This window comes from Candidatus Caldatribacterium saccharofermentans, assembly GCF_050267035.1.
Taxonomy (GTDB): domain Bacteria; phylum Atribacterota; class Atribacteria; order Atribacterales; family Caldatribacteriaceae; genus Caldatribacterium; species Caldatribacterium saccharofermentans.
This window is the reverse complement of the sequence record NZ_CP187957.1, coordinates 500,507-522,188: the sequence shown is the minus strand read 5'-3', so window position 1 is coordinate 522,188 and position 21,682 is coordinate 500,507. Positions and strand designations below refer to the sequence as shown.

20 protein-coding genes are annotated in these 21,682 nt (G+C 57.0%); 11 read left to right on the top strand and 9 right to left on the bottom strand.

The features are described 5' to 3' along the window. Positions 1-55: 55 nt before the first annotated feature. Positions 56-1,288 (bottom strand): serpin family protein, encoded by a 1,233-nt coding sequence (locus ACPT9Q_RS02660; protein WP_427366199.1) that lies wholly within the window; start codon positions 1,286-1,288, stop codon positions 56-58. Positions 1,289-1,300: 12 nt separating this feature from the next. Further along, positions 1,301-1,765: a methylglyoxal synthase gene (locus tag ACPT9Q_RS02655; RefSeq protein ID WP_427366197.1), complete on the bottom strand. Its 465-nt coding sequence runs from the start codon at positions 1,763-1,765 to the stop codon at positions 1,301-1,303. A 73-nt stretch (positions 1,766-1,838) separates the two neighbouring features. Between ACPT9Q_RS02655 and ACPT9Q_RS02650 the strand changes: the two genes are divergently transcribed. The 6 genes from ACPT9Q_RS02650 to ACPT9Q_RS02625 all read left to right on the top strand — a co-directional run bounded on the left by ACPT9Q_RS02650 (position 1,839) and on the right by ACPT9Q_RS02625 (position 8,566). Further along, positions 1,839-2,936: a tetratricopeptide repeat protein gene (locus ACPT9Q_RS02650; RefSeq protein WP_026137338.1), complete on the top strand. Its 1,098-nt coding sequence runs from the start codon at positions 1,839-1,841 to the stop codon at positions 2,934-2,936. 202 nt (positions 2,937-3,138) lie between these two features. Further along, complete coding sequence (gene rhaS / locus ACPT9Q_RS02645) at positions 3,139-4,155, top strand: rhamnose ABC transporter substrate-binding protein (protein WP_017873611.1); 1,017 nt, start codon at positions 3,139-3,141, stop codon at positions 4,153-4,155. A 59-nt stretch (positions 4,156-4,214) separates the two neighbouring features. Next, positions 4,215-5,759, top strand: a complete 1,545-nt coding sequence (locus tag ACPT9Q_RS02640; RefSeq protein WP_017873610.1) for an ATP-binding cassette domain-containing protein — start codon at positions 4,215-4,217, stop codon at positions 5,757-5,759. Then, entirely contained in the window at positions 5,749-6,777 is a 1,029-nt protein-coding gene (locus ACPT9Q_RS02635; RefSeq protein WP_017873609.1) for an ABC transporter permease subunit, read from the top strand. Before ACPT9Q_RS02640 ends, ACPT9Q_RS02635 begins: the two co-directional genes overlap by 11 nt. Beyond that, positions 6,767-7,756 (top strand): ABC transporter permease subunit, encoded by a 990-nt coding sequence (locus ACPT9Q_RS02630; protein WP_017873608.1) that lies wholly within the window; start codon positions 6,767-6,769, stop codon positions 7,754-7,756. Before ACPT9Q_RS02635 ends, ACPT9Q_RS02630 begins: the two co-directional genes overlap by 11 nt. A 3-nt stretch (positions 7,757-7,759) precedes the next feature. Beyond that, positions 7,760-8,566: a DeoR family transcriptional regulator gene (locus ACPT9Q_RS02625; protein ID WP_017873799.1), complete on the top strand. Its 807-nt coding sequence runs from the start codon at positions 7,760-7,762 to the stop codon at positions 8,564-8,566. A 254-nt stretch (positions 8,567-8,820) separates the two neighbouring features. Here ACPT9Q_RS02625 and ACPT9Q_RS02620 read toward each other — a convergent pair whose 3' ends face one another. Continuing rightward, positions 8,821-9,594 carry an acyl-CoA dehydratase activase gene (locus tag ACPT9Q_RS02620; protein ID WP_427366193.1) on the bottom strand — a complete coding sequence of 258 codons (774 nt, stop codon included), beginning with the start codon at positions 9,592-9,594 and terminating at the stop codon, positions 8,821-8,823. 150 nt (positions 9,595-9,744) lie between these two features. Here ACPT9Q_RS02620 and dhaK point away from each other — a divergent pair, with 150 nt between their 5' ends. From dhaK to ACPT9Q_RS02600, 4 genes are all read left to right on the top strand, one after another. Next, positions 9,745-10,743, top strand: a complete 999-nt coding sequence (gene dhaK, locus ACPT9Q_RS02615) for a dihydroxyacetone kinase subunit DhaK (RefSeq protein WP_427366191.1) — start codon at positions 9,745-9,747, stop codon at positions 10,741-10,743. 13 nt (positions 10,744-10,756) lie between these two features. Beyond that, the gene (gene dhaL, locus ACPT9Q_RS02610) at positions 10,757-11,401 is read left to right on the top strand and encodes a dihydroxyacetone kinase subunit DhaL (RefSeq protein ID WP_427366189.1); all 645 of its coding nucleotides are present in this window, start codon (positions 10,757-10,759) and stop codon (positions 11,399-11,401) included. A gap of 3 nt (positions 11,402-11,404) precedes the next feature. Continuing rightward, a complete protein-coding gene (locus tag ACPT9Q_RS02605; RefSeq protein ID WP_427366188.1) occupies positions 11,405-13,207 on the top strand; it encodes a DUF2207 family protein in 1,803 nt (600 codons plus the stop codon). 264 nt (positions 13,208-13,471) lie between these two features. After that, positions 13,472-14,635, top strand: a complete 1,164-nt coding sequence (locus tag ACPT9Q_RS02600) for a M24 family metallopeptidase (RefSeq protein WP_427366187.1) — start codon at positions 13,472-13,474, stop codon at positions 14,633-14,635. Positions 14,636-15,163: 528 nt separating this feature from the next. Here ACPT9Q_RS02600 and rd read toward each other — a convergent pair. The 6 genes from rd to ACPT9Q_RS02570 are packed head-to-tail and all read right to left on the bottom strand — an operon-like array spanning position 15,164 to position 19,918. Then, positions 15,164-15,322, bottom strand: coding sequence for a rubredoxin (rd, locus tag ACPT9Q_RS02595; protein ID WP_017873734.1), 159 nt, complete (start codon positions 15,320-15,322; stop codon positions 15,164-15,166). Between the two features lie 60 nt (positions 15,323-15,382). Further along, entirely contained in the window at positions 15,383-16,132 is a 750-nt protein-coding gene (locus ACPT9Q_RS02590) for a ZIP family metal transporter (protein ID WP_427366186.1), read from the bottom strand. Positions 16,133-16,171: 39 nt separating this feature from the next. After that, positions 16,172-17,194, bottom strand: coding sequence for a lysylphosphatidylglycerol synthase transmembrane domain-containing protein (locus ACPT9Q_RS02585; RefSeq protein ID WP_427366185.1), 1,023 nt, complete (start codon positions 17,192-17,194; stop codon positions 16,172-16,174). A 38-nt stretch (positions 17,195-17,232) separates the two neighbouring features. Next, complete coding sequence (locus tag ACPT9Q_RS02580; RefSeq protein WP_427366184.1) at positions 17,233-18,315, bottom strand: glycosyltransferase; 1,083 nt, start codon at positions 18,313-18,315, stop codon at positions 17,233-17,235. Between the two features lie 6 nt (positions 18,316-18,321). Continuing rightward, on the bottom strand, positions 18,322-19,497 hold the full coding sequence (locus ACPT9Q_RS02575) for a glycosyltransferase family 4 protein (protein ID WP_427366183.1): 1,176 nt from the start codon (positions 19,495-19,497) through the stop codon (positions 18,322-18,324). A gap of 22 nt (positions 19,498-19,519) precedes the next feature. Then, complete coding sequence (locus ACPT9Q_RS02570; RefSeq protein WP_017872683.1) at positions 19,520-19,918, bottom strand: cupin domain-containing protein; 399 nt, start codon at positions 19,916-19,918, stop codon at positions 19,520-19,522. 218 nt (positions 19,919-20,136) lie between these two features. Between ACPT9Q_RS02570 and metG the strand changes: the two genes are divergently transcribed. After that, positions 20,137-21,666, top strand: a complete 1,530-nt coding sequence (gene metG, locus ACPT9Q_RS02565; RefSeq protein WP_427366182.1) for a methionine--tRNA ligase — start codon at positions 20,137-20,139, stop codon at positions 21,664-21,666. Positions 21,667-21,682 lie beyond the last annotated feature (16 nt).

Here is a 21,682-nt window from a genome sequence, read left to right as displayed (position 1 = left end):
GGGGTAGCTCGTAAAAACCCAGGAAGTACCGGCCATAAAGGAGTGCCTCTTCTCTTTACTGACTTTCGGGGTTCTCTATGGCCCCGGCAAAAAGCACGCTTCCGTCCCTTTCATCCCGGGTGACGAGGAAGAACGGATGGTCCACGCGCATGATGAAGCGCTCACCGGGGAGCGGCACAGCGGTGATGGCAATAATGCCTGAGGTGACCGCAGAGGCTTCGGTCCCCTCTTCGTTGACCTCGAGGAAGCTCTTGTGTTTGACCTCGCTGAGATAGGCATTGGCGCTGGGGGATACCGGGAGCATCCCGCTCAGGTCTGCCCGGGAGGGGTTGAAGACGTTCTCCATTCCCAGGGCGATGAGGATGTCGTTGAGCACCCGCTCGAAGGTTACCCGGAAACGGGGGAGGGAGATTTCTCCCTGCCGCTTTTCCATGGCGGCAATCCAGTCCTTGAGGGCGCTTTCGCTGAGCTTTCCAAGGAATGCCCCAAGGCCGTCCTGTTTTCGGGGCAAAAAGAGGTACATGCTAAACCGGTCATCGGCATAGGGGAGTTTTACGGCCTGGAAGTCTTCGGTTTCGAGGTAGAGGAACGAGCCCTCCTGCCACATGGTGGGGAGGTCTTTTGGAGTGCCGTTTTCGGGAAAGAAGGGGAGATCTTGCGTGTGGGCAGGGTCGAAAGCCGTTTCCCATTTTCCCTTGAAGTACGTGGCGTTGAGGAGGACGAGGATGGCGTTTTCCGGAAGGCGATCGAGGATGGTGGGAATAGTCCCCCGGGTCTTCTCCCTCACCCACTGGTTGATACGGGGAATGGTGGCAGGATCGGTGAAATCAATGGTTTCCGCTTCGGCCCTGTAGTACGTTTTGAGGTCCTCGAGGTATGTCTGGTAGAACGGGATGCCCTCCCGGGCCCAGAGGGCGTTTGCCGTGTACAGGGTAACATCCGAACTTGCGGTGTTCAGGGTCTCGACAAGACGCGCGCTTTGTCTTTTAACCTCTTCAGGAGCGAGCGCTGCGAGGCCCAGGGCTTCGTACATTTCCCTCTGGGTTTCCCCACGGGCACCGTGGGCCACCATGGAAAGGCACAGTGCGATGCTTGTGGGGGAGAGAAAGACGTTGCCACCCTCCTGTTCCCAGAGGGCTTTCACGAGGCGAAGACCGAAGTCGTTCACCCCTTCGGTGAAGGTCTGGGAGGAAGATGGGGTACCCGTAGCCAGCAGCGACCCTCCCAGGCACCCCGAGACGACAACCACAAGGACCACCAGAGTCACAACAGTTCCAAGAAGTCGCACGTTTCCCCCTCCTCACTCTTTGACCTTGAGTCGTTCGCGGTAGGCCGAGTAGTCGGGAACGAGGCGTCGGTACTCCTCATGCATCAAGGGCGAAGAGATAAGGAAATCCGCCGAGGCCCAGTTGCAGGCAACCGGAATGTTCCAGACCACGGCAATCCGGAGGAGGGCCTTGACGTCAGGGTCATGGGGCAGGGGCTCCAGGGGATCCCAGAAGAAGATGAGAAAGTCAATTGCCCCTTCGGCGATTTTTGCCCCGATTTGTTGGTCCCCTCCGAGAGGACCACTTTCGAGTTTCACGATGGGGAGATGGAGTTCCCGCTCAAGGATTTCCCCTGTTGTCCCCGTGGCGTAGAGTTTGTGCTGTGACAGGGTTCCCCGGTTGAACCTTGCCCAGGCCAGGAGTTCGTCTTTTTTGTTGTCGTGAGCAATAAGGGCAATACGTTTTTGAGGCGTCATGAGGACTTCCCGGTACTTCATGCTCTCGACCTCCCGTGCTGTTCCTCTCCATTGTACCATGAAGCAAGATGCTTTTTGCTATAATAGGAACGCCATGAGGAAAGAGGAACTGTACGAAAAGGGTGAAGAGCTTCGCGCTGCTTCTTGTTTCCGGGAAGCTGTCCTGGCCTTTCAGAAAGCCCTTGAGGTTACGCCTTCCGGGGACGGTGCCTTTCGACTTCTTGTGCTGAAGCGCCTTGGGGATTGCCTCCGGATGGTTGGGGCTTTCGACGAGGCGAAGAGAGCCTATACGGAGGCCCTGCATCTTGCGCAGAGTGTCCAGGATGACCTCGAGGTTGCCGACTGCCTCGCAGGTCTTGGGCTGGCCCAGCGGGGTCTTGGAGAACTCGAGGAGGCCCGGAAGAACCTCGAAAAGGCCAGAGAAATTTACGAGGAGTACGATGACCCCGAAGGTGAGGCCTTTGCCCTCTGGGCTTTGGGAGGGTTGTGGAGGGCAGCGGGGGAGCTGAAGCGAGCCCGGGAGCATTTCACGGAGGCACTCTTCCTTTTTGAGCAACTCGAGGACCCTTCAGGCATCGGGTACTGCCACTGTGGCCTTGGGGGGCTTGAGCGGGTGGCAGGGAACTTCGAGGAGTCCCTCGTCCACTACGGTACTGCCAATGCCATTTTCCAGGAGATGGGGGACCGCTTTGGGCAGGCGTACTCTTTCTGCGGTATTGGCAATGCCCACCGGATGATGGAGCACTTCAGTGATGCCCTGGAGTATTTCAGGAGAGCCGAAGAGCTCTACAGAGATATCGGGGACGAAGTCTCCTATGCCTGGACGCTGTGGTCTTTTGGGACCGCACTGAAGGTGCTTCAGGACTGGGAAGGTGCGGAAGGAAAGCTCCAGGAGGCCCGAGAACTCTTCACAAAAACCCGGGACACCCGGGGCATGGTGTACCACCTTCTTGCTCTTTCGGAGATTCGGGTTTTTGAGGGTCGCCGGGAAGAAGCCTGTTCTCTCCTTGAAGAGGCTGAAAGGCTCCTTGTGGGGAAGCCCTTTCAACTCGAGCGTATCCATCTTGAGCTGTACCGGTGGCTCATCCTGGGAGGGGATGGGGCGGTCCTCGAGGATATACGAAGGAGTTACAGAAAACTTGGAGCAAACTTCCTCCCAATTTCCCCCAAATTGCCTTTGAATCTCCCATAGTCTGGTTTTTCCGGCTGAGTTTCCCAATCCTTTTTCGAAGCATCCAGCAGGTAAAATGCTGTCATAGTGGGTGTTGACAGATTTCCCGGTCCCTTTTAGAATTTTTCCTGAGAAATAACGAGGAGGTGAGGGCAAAAAGGGGGAAATAATCGGTGCATCCAGGAAATTTTTCTGAAGAATTTCGGAGAAAATCGAAAGGAGGATGGAGAGAGTGCGGAAAGCGCTTCTGGTACTGGGTCTTGTGGTACTTGTGTCTCTGGCGCTTGTTTCCGGGGTATGGGCGAAAGGATACACCATTGGTATGCTGGTGAAGAACGTGGGGAATCCCTTCTTCGAGGCCTGTGCCCGGGGTGGTCAGGAGGCCTGTGAGGAGCTTGGGAACAACTTCATCTTCCAGGGACCTGCAACGCCTACGGTGGAAGGACAGATTGAAATCATCGAGAACTTCATTGCCCAGAAAGTTGATGCCATCTGCGTGAGTGCCAACGATTTCGACGCCCTTGTGCCGGTCCTCAAAAAGGCCATGGCAGGCGGCATCAAGGTCATCTCCTTCGACTCCGCGGTGAATCCCGAAGGCCGCCTGGTCCATGTCAACCAGGCCGATGCCGAGCAGATTGGGAAGCTCCAGGTTCAGGCCATTGCGGAAATGATCGGGTATGAGGGAGAGATTGCCATTCTCTCCGCAGCTGCTACCATGACCAACCAGAATACCTGGATCCGGTACATGCAGGAGGAGCTGAAGGATCCGAAATACGCCAAGATGCGCCTTGCGGCTATTGTCTACGGCGATGACCTCCGGGACAAAAGCTACAACGAAGCGATGGGGCTTTTCAAGTCCTATCCCAACCTCAGGGGTATCATTTCGCCCACCACGGTTGGAGTCAGCGCGGCGGCAAAGGCCATCACCGATGCCGGGCTCATTGGAAAGGTGAAGCTCACGGGTCTTGGTCTGCCGAGCGAGATGGCCGAGTGGGTGAAGAACGGTGCCTGCGAGGCCTTCTTCCTCTGGAACCCGGTGGACCTGGGTTACCTTGCGGCTTACGTTGCCGGGCTTCTGTGTGAGGGAACCATCACGGGCAAGGAAGGCGAGACCTTCAAGGCAGGGCGGCTCGGTGAGTACACCATCCGCAAATCCGGTGACGGTGGTACCGAGGTACTCCTTGGACCTCCGTTCCGCTTTGATGCCACCAACATCGACGAGTGGAAGGACGTATTCTGATTCTGAAAAGAAGGGGCGGGGAATTCCCCGCCCCCCTCGTTTTTGCGAGGTGAGAAACTTTGGGAGAACGTGTCCTTGAACTCCGCGGCATTTCCAAGTTCTTCCCCGGGATCCGGGCCCTTGAACGTGTAGACTTCGACCTTGAGGAAGGAGAGATTCATGCCCTGGTGGGGGAGAACGGTGCGGGGAAGTCCACTCTGATCAAAATCATCACCGGGGTGCACCAGCCGGATGAGGGAGAGATTTTCTGGCGGGGCCAGCGGGTCACCTTTCCCAATCCTACTGTCGCAAGCCGCTATCAGATTGCTGCGGTGTATCAGCAACCGGCATCCTTTCCCCATCTGACCGTCACAGAGAACATTTTCCTGAGCCATCCCTTCGTTCACCCCCTCTCCAGGCGGCTTCGCTGGCGGGAAATGCACAAGAGAGCTCAGGAACTCCTCGAGTCTCTGGGTGCAGAAATCGACCCCCTGGCTCCGGTGGGGGCTTTGAGCGCCGCTCAGCAGCAGATTGTGGAGATTGCCAAGGCGCTTTCCATTCACGCCCGCATTCTCATCATGGACGAACCCACCGCTGCGCTGACCAGGCGTGAGGCGGAGGAGCTCTACCGGATCATGATGAAGCTCAAGTCCCAGGGGACGTCGATCATTTTCATATCTCACCGCTTTGAAGACATCTATGAGGTTGCTGACCGGGTAACAGTTCTTCGAGACGGGAGAAAGGTCGGCACCTGGATGGTCCGGGACATCGCCGAACAGGACCTCATTCGGGCCATGGTGGGGCGGGAAATCACCCAGCTTTTCCCCAAAGCCCAGGTCACCCCGGGGAAGGAGTTGCTGCGGGTTGAGGGGCTCTCCCGGGTGGGGTATTTCTCCAACGTCTCCTTCACCCTGCATGCCGGGGAGATTCTCGGCATGAGTGGGCTTGTGGGTTCAGGCCGGACTGAAGTTGCCCACGCCCTTTTTGGCATCGCTCCAGCGGACCGGGGAAAAATTTTCGTAGAGGGGAAGGAAGTCACCATCAGAAGTCCCATGGATGCTATTGCTCTTGGTATCGGGTATCTTCCCGAGGACCGTCTGCAACAGGGGCTCTTCCTCCCCATGAGCATCACTGACAACATCACCATTGCCGTTTTAGACGAGCTCACAAGACATGGCTGGCTCTGCCCCGAGCGGGAATACGAAGTCGCCACGAAGATGCTCGAACTTTTGCAGATTAAAGCTCCCACCATTTTCCATCCGGTGAGCTCGCTTTCTGGAGGAAACCAGCAGAAGGTCGTGGTGGCGAGGCTCCTTGCGGCGAAGTTGCGCATCCTCATTCTCGATGAGCCGACCCACGGGGTTGATGTGGGAGCAAAGGCCGCCATTCACCAGATTATGTCGGATCTTGCCAGGGAAGGGTTTGGGATTCTCATGATTTCCTCGGAAATGCCTGAAATCCTCGGGATGAGCGACCGGATTCTCGTAATGTGTGAGGGGCGGGTGAGTGGAATCCTCACCCGTGAGGAGGCAACCCAGGAGAAACTCATGGAGATGGCTGTCAACATTGACCGGGGTCGGGTCCGGAAAGCCCAAGAGGTGGTGGGTACTGGCCATGGAATCTAGGCGGGGACTTTTGCGCTTTGCCTCTGGAGTTCGAGGCCTTCGGGAATTCGGGATTATCGTTTTCATCCTTGTCCTCTCGGTCCTCATCGGCATCCGCAACCCCAGATTCCTCACCTGGGGGAACATCCACGACATGCTCGTTGATACTGCGGTGCTTCTTGTTGTGGCCGTGGGGATGATGCTGGTCCTCGTGACAGGAGGCATTGACCTCTCGGCAGAATCTGTGCTTGCCCTGACGGGGATGGTGGCGGGAATCATCATCAAGGACCACCCGTATCTTTCGCCTCTTTTTATGCTTGTCTTTGGTCTCTGTTTTGGGGGTCTTCTCGGGTCGGTTACGGGTCTTGTCGTTTCCCGGGGGAGGGTGCTGCCCATCATTGCCACCCTGAGCATGATGTACATCTACCGGGGGATTACCTTTATCGTCAGCAAGGGTGAGTGGATTGATGCGCACGAAATGCCCGAGTCCTTCAAGGCCCTGGCAACGGGGAGGGCTCTGGGGTTTTCCAACCTCATCGTCATCGCCCTTTTAGTGTACGTCGTCTTCTACTACTTTACCGCCCACACCCGTACGGGTCGGGAAATCTACGCCGTGGGGAGCAACCTCGAAGCCGCCCGCATCATCGGCATCAACACCACATTCATCACCTGGCTTGTGTATACGATCTCAGGGGCACTTTCTGGTCTTGGTGGCGTGATGTGGGTGGCCCGGTATGCTTCTGCCCAGAACGACACGGCGGCAGGCTTCGTCCTTACGGTTGTGGCTGCCTGCGTGCTCGGGGGGGTGAGCATTTCCGGAGGGGCTGGGACCATTCCCGGGGTTTTGCTCGGGTCAATCACCATCGGCATCATCAACAACGCCCTTCCCATGATTCGGGTTTCTCCCTTCTGGAAGATGGCCCTGCAGGGAATCATCATCCTCGTGGCTGCTCTCGTCAACGTTGCCGTTGCCCGGAACATCGAGCGAACACAGCTGAGACAGCGTGAGGAACTGAGGATGGTGCGCTATGGCGCTTGAGACCGTTCGGGTGCAGCGGGTACGGACTTCGGCGTTTCGCTGGGAGTGGCTTCTACTTGTGCTCATCGCGGGGACGTTTCTTGTGAATAGCCGCATCTCGCCGCATTTCCTCCGTTACACCAGCCTGATGAGTGCGCTCTCTGTTTTCCTTGAGGCCGGGTTCATGGTGCTCTCCATGGTCTTCATCCTCGTTGCCGGGGATATTGACGTCTCCGTGGCTTCTATTGTGGCGCTTGCTTCTGTACTCATGTCCCTGTCCTATAAGGCGGGGTTGCCCATGGGGCTTGCGATGCTTGTGGCCCTGGGGGTCGGGGCAGGATGCGGGTACCTCAATGGTCTTCTCATTTCCCGGGTTCCGAACCTCTCGGCCATCATCGTGACGCTTGCCGGGTTTTCCCTGTACCGGGGTATTGCGTATATCCTTCTCGGGGACAGGGCCGTTGGTGGTTTCCCCTCCTGGTACTCCTACCTTGCCTGGGGAGACATCGGGGGAACCGGAATCCCCTTCATCCTCGTGGCCTTTCTGGCCTGTGCCCTGGTGTACGGTCTTGTGCTCCACCGGACTTCCTTTGGGCGGAAGGTCTTCGCCATCGGGACCAATAGAACAGCGGCCATCTTTTCCGGAATTCCTGTGGCCAGGATTCGCCACACCCTGTTCACGCTGAACGGGCTCATGGCAGGGGTGGCGGCCATTTTTCTCACCTCAAAGCTCGGTAGCTCCCGGCCCAATGTGGCCACGGGGTATGAGCTTGAGGTCATCGCCATTGCCGTCCTTGGGGGTGCAAGTCCCTCGGGAGGGAAAGGGAGCATTGCGGGGGCCTGCCTTGCTCTCGTTCTCATGCGGTTGCTTCGCTACGGGATGGGCCTCCGGAACGTCCCGGGCCAGGTCATGATGGTCATCATCGGGATTGTTCTCGTCTGTGTGGTGATGTTCCCTAACCTCCTTGCTACCCGAAAGCGGCGGCCGGCGGGGTCGTGACCTATGCCAAAAAGAGCAGGGCTCATTGCTGAAGAGCGGCGGCTCAAAATCCTCGAGGCTCTGGGAGTCCGCAGGACCCTCACGGTGAAAGAGCTTGCGGAGATGTTTGGGGTCAGCGAGGATACGGTCCGCCAGGACCTGAGGGTCCTCGAAAAACAGGGACTCCTCCGCCGGATTTACGGGGGAGCCTCCCGGGTGAAGACGAGTAACGTCGAGATTCCGGTAGAACTTCGGGAGATCACGAACCGTGAGGTGAAGGAGGCTATAGGAAAAGAGGCGGCAAAAATCATCGAGGACGGAGACTCGGTGATTTTCGATGCCAGCACCACGGCCCTCCAGGTTGCCCGGAACATCGACCCTGCCAGACGGGTGACCATTCTCACGAGTTCTCTCGATATCTGCGTGAGCCTGGCGAGGCAGCCCAATTTCAACATCATTGCCACCGGTGGGACCCTTCACCCGCTCTCCTTCTCCTTTGTCGGGCCTCAGGCGGAGAATGCGGTGCGGAACTACTACGCCGACAAACTCTTCCTGGGGGCCAGGGCAATCCTTGTGGACGAGGGGTACCTTGCCGACGTCTTTGAACTCGAGGCCCACCTCAAGAAGGTCATGGTTGCCTCGGCACAGGAGGTCATTCTCGTTGCCGAGAGCCGGAAGTTCCGGGAGGTGGCCTTCTTCAAAATCTGCGAGCTCACCAGGGTGAACAGGATTTTCACCGACGAGAACCTCGATGCTACTCTCGTGAGAAAACTCGAGGACCTGGGCATTCGGGTAACCCTGGTCCGGGTGGGGTCCTGTAGCTCCTCTTGAGGCAATTCACAGTTCTATCTGTGCGTAATCCGTTTTTTTCGTTCTGGGGATTGCGGGGGCTGTCTTTGCCGAGTATACTTCCTTTTAAGGAGCGCAGGCACAGGTGGTTGAGACTCCCCGGAGGGACACAAGAGCAACAAAAGGCAAATCCTTCCCTCAAGGAGGAATGGTGCTGGGTCTTTTGAACTCCTTCGTCTCCCCAAAGGTGCAGGGATTGCCCTTTGGCGCAGGGTACATCAGGCCGTGGTTTCTGGCTAAGCCTTCTTCGCTGCCACAAGGCATGCTCCAAGGCCAGCGGTAAGGAGCGGTTCAGGAGGCACAAGAATCTCGCATCCGGTGCGTTCCTCAAGGAGTTTGAGGACGGCCTGGTTTTTTGCCACACCCCCGGTGACCACAAGAGGGGGAACTATTCCCAGACGTTCCCCAAGGGCTTTCACCCGTTCAGCTACCGCAGCGGCTACGGCCCACACAAGGTCTTCCTTGCGCTTCCCCTGAGCGATGTATCCGATGAGCTCCGATTCGGCGAAAACCGCACAGGTTTGAGAGAGTGTTAGAGGTTCCCGGGCCCTGGCAAAGAGGGTGCCGTAGTCCTCAAGCTTGATTTCAAGCACCTGGGCCATGAGTTCTAAGAACCGTCCCGTTCCGGCGGCGCATTTGTCATTCATCACGAAGTCAAGCACCCGTCCTCCCTCACCGAGGCGAATGACCTTGCTGTCCTGTCCTCCGATATCGATGACCGTCCTCGCTTGAGGAAAGAAGTACGCCACCCCCTGGGCCTGGCAGGTGATTTCACTTACCACAAGCTGCGCACCCTCAACCTGGTAACGACCGTAACCTGTGGCCACGATAAAGCAGTCCTTCTCCAGTAGTCCTGCGGTTTCGAGGGCCCGTTTCAGTGCCTCTTTCGCCCGTTCTCTGGGGTTGACGCCACTTGGGAGGACCGCAAAGCCGCGGATGGTTTTTCCATCCCAGAGGACGCAGGCAGTGGACTGTGACCCAACATCTATTCCGGCAAAGAGCATGGGCATCACCTGGTTTTCTATGGTCCGAAGGAAAGGTACCACAGAGGGAGTTTCCGGGCAAGGGGGTTCTTTTCCGGGAAGTTTTGTCTTTTGGGTCTTGATGGTCATGGGTCTATCTGCGACAATAGGGACAGCGCAAAGGAGGAGGGGCAGGCAATGAAAAAGTTCATCAACCGTCCAGAAAACCTCATTGAGGAGATGCTCGAAGGCTTCGTGAAGGCCCATCCTGACAAAGTCCGCCGTCTCGAAACCGAGCGGGTCCTCGTCCGCAAAGACGCCCCGGTCAAAGGCAAAGTGGGTATCGTCACTGGAGGGGGTTCAGGGCACAAACCGGCCTTCATCGGCTACCTGGGGAAAGGACTCGTCGACGCCGTGGCGGTGGGGGATATCTTCGCTGCCCCACCAGTTGCCAGGGTCTATGAGGCCATCAAGGCCGTGCACAGCGGTCAAGGAGTGCTCCTCTGCCTTGGGAACTACTCCGGGGATGTCATGAACTTCGGCATGGCCAGAGAACTCGCTGAAGCCGAGGGGATTCCTGTAGAGCACATCATCGTGAACGACGATGTGGCCTCAAGCCCGAAAGGGCAAGAGGAGAACCGCCGGGGTGTGGCCGGAGAAGTGGTCCTCTGGAAGGTGGTTGGGGCTCTGGCTGAAGAGGGGGCAGACCTTCCAAAGCTCAAGGAAGTCGGAGAGCGGGTCGTCCGAAACACCCGGAGCATGGGTGTGGCCCACACCCCCTGCATTCTCCCCACCACCGGGAAGCCGAGTTTCACCATCGGTGAGGACGAGATGGAGATTGGGGTGGGGCACCACGGGGAGCCGGGGATCCAACGCACCAGGATGATGTCTGCCGATGAGGTGACGACCCTCATGATGGAGGCCATCCTCGAAGACCTCCCCTTCCGCTCAGGGGATGAGGTCCTCGTTCTTGTGAACGGCCTTGGGTCCACCTCCCTCCTTGAGCTGTACATCGCCTTCCGCAGAATCGCCGAAATCCTTGCAGAGAGGAACATCAGCATCCACCGCACCTACATCGGGGAGTTCTTCACCTCCCTGGAGATGGGTGGGTTCTCCATCACCCTCACGAGACTCGATGACGAGCTCAAGCGCCTCATCGATGCCCCCTGTGATGGGGTGCACTTCGTGCAGCACTGAGCGGAGGTGTCCCATGGAGGCCATTCCCTTTTCCCGGTTCAAAGAAGCCTTCATCCGAATCCTCGAGAACCTCGAAAAACACCGCGAAGAGCTCAACGACCTCGACGCCCCCATCGGGGATTCTGACCACGGGGAGAGTGTCTGCCGGGCCTTCGCCAGGGTCAAAGAGGCAGTGGAGGCCTTCCCCGAAGACCACAAGGACATCGGTGCCCTCTTTACAGCGGTCGGGAAGACCATCCTCTTCTCCGGGGGTGCTGCCATGGGGCCGCTCTACGGGACGGCCTTCCTTGACGCCGGAAAGGTCGCCCAGGGGAAGTCCTCCCTCACCCTCCCCGAGTTCGTTGAGGTCTTCGCCGCTTTTGTGGAGGGAGTGCGGCGCCGGGGTAAAGCTGAGCCCGGAGACAAGACCATGTACGATACCCTTTACCCTGCCCTTCTTGCCCTCAAGGGTGCCTGTGAAGCGGGGAAGCCCCTCGAAGAAGCCCTGGAGGAAGCAAAGAAAGCCGCACGCCTTGGCATGGAGTCCACGAAAGGAATGCTTGCCAAAAGGGGCCGCGCGAGTCGCCTTGGAGAGCGGAGCATCGGCCACATTGACCCTGGAGCTGCCTCGAGTTACTTCATTGTTGAAGCGTGGTTTGAGCGCTTGAGGAAGGAGTAAGATGTGACCGGAAAAGAGGTACTCAAGAAACTCATCGTGCTGCTTCTTCTGGTCTTTGTCTTTTTCCTCTTCCAGCTGAGGAACCCCTATCTTTCTGCCTATTTCTCATCTCTCTATACCATTGAGCAAGCCACAATCACCCAGCGGATGCTGCCAACGGGAGAGTTTGAGGTTGAGGAGGAGATTGTCTACCGCATGCGCAAACCCTTTCGGGGGGTGTTTCGGGAAGTCCCCCCTTCCCGGTATGTGGAAATTGAGGACGTCAGGGTCTTGACCGAGGGGGTTTCGGCGGAGTACCTTGAATGGGAGTACCTCACGCCCAGGGGGTTTTCTGTCCGGGTGTGGCTGGTGCCCTTTGGCAGCGCTTTTCGCCTTGACCCGAGAACCTACCCCCGGGTGGTGCTCCGCGTTGCCTACAGGGCCCGGTACGTCTATGAAAACGGTCCCTCTATTGCCCAGGTTTTCCGTCAGTTCTGGGGGGAGTGGGATTCGTGGGCTTCAGGCGTTCGGAGCATCTTTGAGTTCCCTAAGAACGTGACGATTGAGCGGATCTACACCCATCCTGCTCTTCGGGTCACCCGGGAGGGGAATCGTTTCGTTATCTTTGCCCGTCACCTTCCTCCCAGAGCCCTGGCCGAAGTTCGCTTTGTGGCACAACCCTTGTCTGGTCTTCCCTATGCCGCCTTAAATCCTTCTCTGACTCTTGAAGACATCGAGCGGGAGGAGGGTTTCTACCGGAGCGAGGTACGGAATGCCCTGCTTTTCTCTCTGGGGCTTTTTGGGATTTTCTGCGTTCTGCTCCTTCTCGTTTTCCTCCGCTTTGGGCGGGAACCTGAGGTTTCGTATGAGCGCCTTTACGAAGAGGAGCCACCTTATGATGATCCTCCCGATGTGGTCAACGCGATTGTGAAAAACTTCGGGTGGTCTGTGGACGACGATGGCATTGCTGCCGTGCTTTTACACCTGTACCATCTGGACCTTGTGGATTTCGCCGAGGAAGGGAAGGCCATTGTCCTGAAAGGTAGCGTCGTTCCCCAGAACCTCCCTCGGACCGAGAAGGCCCTTTTTGCGCTTCTCCAGCGCTTTTCCGAAAATGGAGTATTTCGCTTTGAGCGTCTCAAAGAGAAACTTGAACGGTCCCTGAAAGAGGCCAGGAACTTCAACAGTGCTCTTTCGTCGTACCGGAAAGAGGTTGGCAGAGAGCTTGCCCGGCGAAAGTACCTCCGCACCACGGGGAATATCCTGGCGAAGGTCATCGCCGTGTTCATGGTGCTTGCCTCCTTCGGACCCCTGAGCGTGACTGACCAACCTGCTCTCGCTCACCTTTTGCCCTTCTTTACCGTTCTTTCAGGAATGTTCTTCTTCACCGGGGCCGGAGTTCTTTTGACCCGCCGGGACCGTTTCGGGAGCTGGAGCACGGAGGGTCGCCTTTACTACCTCCGCTGGAAGGCTTTTGCCCGCTTTCTCAACGATTACTCCCTTATAGCGGAGCATCCACCTGAGTCTGTTGTCCTCTGGGAGAAGTACCTCATTTACGCTACAGCTCTGGGTATAGGGGAGAAGGTCCTGCAGCACCTCCGCAAGCTCGTTCCCCAGGAGGTGTGGGAACGGGAAAGCTCTCACCACGTCTTCTATGGGCCTTTCGTGTTCTTGCCAGGGAGAAATTTCCGGAAACTTGCAACCACGGCCTCAACGACTGTGGCTCAGGCCTCTTCGGGGAAGGGTGGAGGGTTCGGCGGAGGATTTGGGGGCGGGGCCGGAGGTTTTGGTGGTGGTTCTGGAGGAGGCCGGGGCGGGGCGTTTTAGCAGAGTGGGAGAGCGCAAGGAACGGTAGTCTCCCTCAATTTATTGAGGGGAGGACGTCACAGTTCCCATCGGAGTTATTGACCATGAAGTGAAAGGTCCGTTTTTTTGCCAGCTTCGATATGACGCTGGGGGTGTTAAGGGCCTTTCGAGAGCTCGGGTTTTGGTTCCCGCCGGGTTACGTATACGGAGGTCTTGTGGTTGTCCTTATCCCGTGGGGTAGTGATGGAGGAAGAGTGACATAGTGAATAAAGGGGTTAGAAGGATATGTTGCGGGGAATCCCCGAAAGCGAATTTCAGGAACGTATCCGGAGAATCCAGGAAAAGCTCGAGGAGCACAACTTCGATGCGTACCTCGTGCACTCGAACGAAGCCGACCAGGGGAACATCCGTTACCTCAGCGACTACTGGCCCCTCTTTGAGAGTGCCGGGGTCATCATCCCCAGAGAGGGCGAACCGATTCTCCTTGTGGGCCCTGAGTCCGAGACCTTTGCCAGGGAACGGAGCAAAATCCGGAAGGTCCGCAAACTCCTCGAGTACCGGGAACCGGCCGACCCGGAGTACCCGGAGATTGCCGTCTCCACCTTCCGGGACATCTTCGACGAGGTTTCGGGCGGTAAGGGAGTGCGGCGCCTGGCCCTGGGAGACTACACCATCCTCCCCATGCCGGTTGTCGAAGGGATAAAAGAGGCCCTGGGAGAAAAAGGTGAGATCGTCCGTGCGGAGTGGATAATCGCTGAGCTTCGGTCCGTGAAGTCGGCGAACGAAATTGCCCTCCTCCGGGAAGCCCACCGTATCAGCGAGCTCGTCCTTGAAGACGTCCTCCACCGCATCAGGCCCGGTATGACCGAGCGGGAGGTTCTGGGGGTGGTGTACGAGTCCATGTACCGCCATGGGGCAGAATGTGAGGCCTTCCCGAACTATGTCTTCGGGGGGAAGAAAACCCGGAATGCCATTGGACGTGCAACCGATGAACCCCTGAGAGAAGGAGAACTCATTCAGCTCTGCATCGGTGCCCGTTTTGGGGGGTATGCCTCCTCTGTGGGGCGGCCCATCATTTTCGGGAAGATGCCAGAGGAGATACGCAAAAGGGTCCAGTTCGGCCTGGATGCCCACCGGAAGACCCTGGAGTGGATTCGGGAAGGGGTCATTGCCGGGGAGGTGGCGGTGAAGTTCTACGAGTACTTCGTGGAACACGGATATGCGGCCAACTACCTCTACGGTCCCTGCCACGGAACGGGAATCATCGAGGTTGAGAAACCATGGATGGAGAAGACCTCCAGCTACCCCCTGCAGGAGAACATGACCTTCATGGCCGATACTTTCTTCACCTCGGAGGAATACGGCTTCCGCTGGGAAGACGGTTTCCGGGTGGCAAAGGACGGGGTCGAACTCTTCTCAAGTGCACACTGGGAGATTCTCGAACTGTAGGAGATGGTAAAAGCATGGAGCTTGCTGAAATGTTGCCCTCTCGGATTAAAAAGGCCTTGGATGGGGCGGCCTCTTTTTGGAAACTCGGTAGTACCTCAGGAATGTGGGCCCCGGAGGGCCTTAGAATCTCCAAGACTTGAGAAGGCAATTGCCATTCCCTGATCCCCCCTATAGGGAGGTCAGCGGTGATGGAGTTTTCCGAGGGTGTCTTCCTGTACCTGGTCTTGAGATCGGTTTCGTGAGGTATGGAGAGCAATCGGACTCCGTGGGTTTGCGGAAGTTGAGATGGAAAACTCCATGCTGAGGACACACCGAGCAAGCTGCTATGAGCAACCGGGATGGAGATGTTAGCTGGTTTGCTTTTCTTGCGGCACTCCACGAGGTCGGGTATGACTACGTGGTGAGCATTGAGCACGAGGACCGGAGCTTCGAGAAGGACACCGAGAGCAAACTCCGGGGGATTCTTCTCGCGAAGAACTTGAACCCTATATCGTGTGAAAAAAGGGCGGTAGCTACCGCCCTTTTTCGTCATTCTTTCTCAAACTGGTCTTTGCTTGCTCCACACACCGGGCACACCCAGTCGGGCGGCAGGGCCTCAAAAGGTGTCCCCGGTTCAATCCCCGCGTCCGGATCCCCCTTGGCCGGGTCGTACACGTATCCACAGATGCGGCAAATGTAGCGGTCCATCGTTCTCCCCCCTTCAAGGGTTTTTCTTTCCTAACCAGGAAAACGCGCTGAAATTCCTCTTCACCCGAAAACCGTATCAAGACCCATCATGACGACAAAGCCCACAAGGAGTGCATATGTGGAGTAGCGGGCCGAGGGACCATGGTGGGTCTCGGGGATGATTTCATCTCCAATCACAAAGAGCATTGCCCCTGCGGCAAAGGCAAGGCCAAAGGGCAGAAAAGCATGCATGATTGAGACAAGCCCCACACCCAGTATCCCTCCCAGGGGTTCCACAAGTCCGGTGAGAAGGGCATAAAGGAAGGACTTTTCTCGGCTGTATCCTGCCCCAAGAAGAGACACTGCCACTGCAAGACCTTCGGGGATGTTCTGGAGCCCGATGGCTACGGCCACCGTGATGCCGTCAGCGATGTTCTTGCTCCCAAAGCTCACCCCCACAGCGAGGCCCTCGGGGAAGTTGTGCAGCGTAATGGCGAGAACAAAAAGCCAGATTTTCCGGAGTTTCGATGCCGGACCTTCCTTTCCCTTTTCGAAGTGCTCATGGGGGACGATGCGATCAAGAAGGTCTAAGAGTGCAGCTCCGGAAAGCACCCCTGCAACGGTCACCCATGTTCCACCCTGTTCAATAGCAGGAACAAGGAGACTGAAGGCGGTGGCGGCGAGCATGACCCCGGCGGCAAAGCCGAGGAGCTCGTCCTTCAGGCGGTGGGAGAGGGCATGAAGCGAGGAGAAAAGGACGGGTATAGCTCCAAGACCCGTCGCAAGGCCTGCCAGAGTACTCGCTATGATTCCCCAAAAGAGATGGTTCATGGCCCAATTTTGCCAGAGAAATGAGAAGATGGCAAGGGTTCAGCGGGCCAGGGTTCGGAAAAAGGCAATGCTTCCAGCACCTAAGGCCCCGTAATAGGTGAGAAGGCGCCAGAAGAACACAAGAAGGCTCACCTTTCCGCCTTCAAGGAAAGGCTTAAAGAGCGAGGCAAAGGAGAGCTCGGCTACACCGCTTGCTCCGGGAACCGGGGTGAAACGAAGGGCGAAAAAGAGGGGAACCTGGAGGTGAATAGTTGAAGGCCAGGAAAGACGGGTTTCAGCAAGGGCAAGGAGAATGAAGTAGGTCGTACCGAAAAGGCAGAGAAAGTGCAGGCAGTACATGGAGATGTTCCATCCAAGGTAGTGGGGGTTGCGGAGGAAAATGAGGAGTTTCTCCCGGAGGTCGAGGAGGAAGTTGCTGACGAGAGTGGGGATTTCCTGTCCGGTGGGGGCGAGGCGAGGGAAACGAGAGGCCAGAAAGGTACCGACTTTGCCGGAGAGCGCCACAAGAGGCGCAGGGAACCTGAGAAAAGCCGCCAGAATGCCGATGAGGATGGCGTAGAGCCCGAGAAGATACGAGGTAATTTGGAAGATCCGGGAAGGAATGGGCTCTTTCTGGAGGAGGGAGAACAACAGGAACAGAACCACAAGGCTCAGTGAGTACAGTGCTCCTCCCACAAGGGTCAGCGAAGTTGCTTCCCCGAGGGAAAGCCTGGATTTTGTGAGGACGTAAATCTCGGCGACGTTTCCCCCTGTGTTGGCAGGGGTGATGCCACTTAAGAAGTACCCGGAAAGAACCACGGTGAGGCCATCCCGAAAGCGAATGCGCTTTCTCCAGATGCGGGCCGTCACCGTCACCCGCAGGGCGTCACAGGACCACCCGCAGATAAGGAGGAGTACGGCCAGAAGGAGGTACTGGGGAGCAGGAACAGCAAAGACCACCCGTCCTTCCCGGCGGAAAAGGGAAAGCACGATGAGCACCAGCGCTCCTGCACTCCCACCCACTCCCACAAGGAACTGCCTGAGAATCTTTCGGGGGTTGAGGGTATGTTCGATTCCGCGCACAACCCCATTATAACAGAAGTTTTGAGCTTCGGCAGGATTCAGAGGGCCTTTACCCTGGAGAGTCCCGCTTTATGGGCAAAAAGCAAGCTCAAAAGGCACACAATCGTACTTTCTGCTCCCCGATTCTCGTTGAGCCCAGAAGGTGTGAGTCCATCAGCACAGGAACCTGTTGCTTCATCGTAGAGGCTCAGATGATGGACGTTTCTTCCCAGAAACCACTCTAAAGACAGCAGAGCTCGTCTTCGATTCCTCTCCGGGTCGTAGAATTTCGAGGCCCTGAGGGAGGCGACGAGCATCCAGAAGGCCTCAATGGGCTGCTGGTCAAAAAGCGCCCGTTTCCCTCCCTTCCGGTACCACCCCCTGTTCCCGATGGGGACGAACATGCTGTCCATAAAGACCTGGGAGGAAAGAAACTCAAAGCTTTCTCTGGCTGCTTTGAAAAACCCCCGGTCTTCAGTGAACTCATAGGCGGTGAAAAGGGCCAGGGGAAGCAGGGCATTACCCCAGGTGAGAACTTCGTCGAACCACCTCCACAGGGGGTCAGAATGCTCCCTGTAGTGCCTGAGAATCTTCTCCCCAAAAATCGAGGCGCATTCAGTGATGGAGAGTTCTACCCCCGGGACTGCTCCTTCCGGGACAAGTTCACGCAGACCCTCAAGAAGAAAGCCTATCGGGCGAGGGTGGTGTAGGGAGAGAAGATGAGGGGCGAGTTTCTCAAGCATTCTCCGGGCAGGTTCTCTGAGCTCCCGGGGAAAGCAGGAAGAAGCGAAGAGGGCCGAAAGCGCCCAGAAAGCCCTTCCCTGGCAGTCCTCAGAACCCACCTCGTCAAGGGGTTTACAGTCAATGGCGAAGAGGTTGTGGAAGAGCCCATCGGGTCTTTGAGCCCACTGGAGGAAGGACAGGTACCTTCTTGCGAGTTGCAGTACCCGGGGTTTGCCAAAGAGCTCAAAGTGGCGGATGGTCACAAGAAGGGCCCGGGCCACATCATCGGTGGTGTACCCGTGGCGGAGGTCGGGAACACCGAAAACGGCATGCTGGTAGAGGCCAAAGTGGTCGGTGAGCGCCGCAAGGTAATCAAGGCGAAGAACAGGAGTCCTTTTTCGCGTCTTCAGAGAGAACATAGCCTTTCACTCCCTGAAGGATGCGACGCGAGCCTGGTAGAGAATGTGTTCGAAGAGTTTCACATATTCCCGACCTACCCGGTCCCAGGAATAGGCTGTCCCGGCGTTTTTTGCCCGGGCTTCAATGGTGTGCATTTTCTCGGGGTGCTCAAGGAGTTCTATGAGTGCTTCCTGGATGGCCGTGGCATTCCGGAAGGGAACAAGAATGCCTGTACCATCCTGGAGTGCTTCCCGAGCGGAGAGGTAGGGCGTGGAGATGACGATTTTTCCAAAGCGAAGGGCATAGGTGAGGGTACCGCTTGTGACCTGTTCGGGGTTGAGATAAGGCGTGAGGTAGATGTCCGTTGCGGTGAGATACTGAACGAGTTCTTCCTGGGAGAGATACCGGTTCACAAAGCACACGTGGTCTTCAAGACCCAGGTTGTGAACTTTCTCTTCCAGAAGGGCTCGGTAAGATTCTCCCCGTCTTTTTCGCTCTTGGGGATGGGTTTCTCCGAGGATGAGGTAGAGGACATTGGGGAAACGGTGAACAACTCCAGGCAGGGCTTCGATGGCGTATTCGATGCCCTTTCCCGGACTGAGGAGGCCAAAGGTGGAGAGAACAGTTCTCCCCGAAAGCCCAAGGAGACTCTTTGCTCCCTCTTTGTCTTCAAGGATGTGGGAGGGTGCTCCGTGAGGAATGTAGAAAATTTTGTGGGGTGGAAGACCGTACACCTGTTCGAGAATGGGGATGGCCAGACGATTCATGCAAACGAAGGCGTCGACGTAGTAAGACATTTCCCGGATAATGGCGAGTTTCCCAGAGTCCGGGCGCGGGAGAACAGTGTGGAGAGTTACAACAGAGCTCTTTTTCAGATGCTTCAGGAAGGTAAGCACGAATTCCCCGTTTTCTCCACCGAAGATGCCGAATTCATGCTGGATGCTCACCACATCGGCAACGTCGCTGGCCATCTTTGCCGCTTTGATGTAGTCGAGCTCATGGTCCCTCCGCACCACAAAGAGCACTTCAGGAGGTCGTGCAGAAGTCTTTTCCCCTCCCTGTTCAATGGCAATGACTGCAGGCTGTGTGAGATTCCAGGAAGCAGCGGCAGAAGCAAGGTCCTGGGTAAAGGTGGCCAGGCCGCATTCTGTTGGGGGGTATGTTGAAAAATACAGGACCCTCTGATTGCAAGGGATGGACATTGTTCTCACCTCCCGTGAGTTTTCAGATTCTGCCGTACTTGTCCTCGTAGCGGACGATGTCCTCTTCGTCGAAAAAGCCAAAAGAAATTTCGAGGACTCTCACCGGGGCGCGGTGGGCCTGGAGGCGATGTTTTGTCCCTCGAGGGACAAAAAGCGTTGCAAGGTCTCCGAGCTGGTGTTTCTTTCCTTCGATTTCTGCTGTGGCTTCTCCGGAAAGCACAACCCACAGCTCGTCACGATGGCGGTGAGATTGCAGGCTCAGGGAAGCTCCAGGTTTCACCTCGAGGATCTTCACTGTGGTGGGCTCGTTGAGAGTGTACCGGATGAAACGTCCCCACGGTTTCTGGACTTCTTCAATACACGGTTCCCTTGTGTGCCGGCCGGTGTAACGGGAATGGTTTTGGACGGTCAGGTTTTGCATGGGAACCACCTCCGCACGAGGGTTTGAACGTTGCAAGCATTCTCTATTATAGTCAAAATATCAGGTTATGTCAAATGGGAGATAATTTCGCCCCGTGGCCTCCCTTCGGTCCTGCAGTTTCGAGGGAGAAGCACGTGGTGTTCTCCGCCAGGCGATTGACAGCGCCCGGAAAGTGCGGTACTTTTAAGGGCAAAATGTGGGAAACGAGGGGACAGGGGATGGATGGGAGTTTCTATATCACGACGCCAATCTACTACGTGAATGATGTTCCCCATATTGGGCATGCCTACACCACCTGCGCTGCCGACGTTCTGGCCCGTTTCCACCGCATGAGAGGGGAACGGGTGCTCTTCTCCACGGGAACCGACGAGCACGGGCAGAAAATCGCCAGGGCCGCTCAGGATGCCGGTCTTACTCCCCAGGAACTCGTGGACCGGGTAGTCCTCCGTTTCCAGGACCTCTGGAAACGGATGCACATCTCCCACGATGTGTTCATCAGGACAACCGACCCTGAACACGAGAGAACCGTTCAGTCGTTCTTCCTCCTCCTCAAGGAGAAGGGATACATCTACAAGGGTGAGTACGAGGGATGGTACTGTGTACCCTGTGAGACCTTCTGGACGGAAGCGCAGCTTGAGGGGCGCCTGGTGTGTCCTGATTGCGGCAGGCCCCTTGAGCGCCTGCGGGAGGAGAGCTATTTCTTCGCCCTCTCGAAATTTACCGAGCCTCTCCTGAGGTACCTTGACGAGCATCCCGACTTTGTGATGCCGGAGAGCCGCTTCAATGAAATCTACAGTTTCGTGAAGGGGGGCCTCAAAGACCAGAGCATTTCCCGTCTGGGGGTCCGGTGGGGGATTCCCGTTCCCGGAGACCCGAATCACACCATCTACGTCTGGTTCGATGCGCTCATCAACTACCTCACGGTGGTGGGGTTTGGGAGGGACAGGGAACTCTTTGAGACCTTCTGGCCTTCGGCCCACCACCTCGTGGGGAAGGACATCCTCCGGTTCCATGCTGTCCTCTGGCCCAGCATGCTCCTTGCGGCGGGGCTTCCTCTCCCCCGGCGGGTCTTCGCCCATGGCTGGTGGACGGTAGAAGGAGAGAAGATGTCCAAATCCAAGGGCAATGTGGTGGACCCCCTTGAGGTCATTGCCCGGTTTGGTGTGGATCGCTTCCGGTACTTCCTCATGCGGGAGGTGAGCTTTGGGCTGGATGGGGATTTTTCGGAGCGGGCGTTTGTGGAGCGGAGCAATGCGGACCTTTCGGATAACTTCGGGAACCTCATCCACCGGACGCTGAACATGGTCTGGAAGTACCGGAATGGCCGGGTGGCGAGACCTTCCCAGTATGAAGACCGGGAGTGGGAAGAGCTCCTTCAGGAGGTTCGAGAACGGTTCTTCACCTTTATGGACCGTTTTGCTTTCTCTCAGGCCCTCGGAGAGATCTGGCGTCTTGTGCACTTCGGCAACCGGTACCTCGACCAGAAGGCCCCCTGGCGGATGGCAAAGGATCCGGATCTTGGGGAGGAGCTCGATCGGGTACTGTATAGGCTTCTTGATTGCGGGAGGATACTTGGGGTGCTCTTGTTCCCCTTCATGCCGGAGACTGCAACGAGGCTTTTGCAGTACCTGGGGGTAGAAGAGATCCTGAGGGATCGCAATCCCCTGGCGTTGTGCGACTGGGGGAAGGGCCCGTCGGTGTTCTCTGTGGCGCAGCCTGAACCCCTGTTTCCTCGCCTGCAGGGGTAAGAGGAGGTTGGATGAA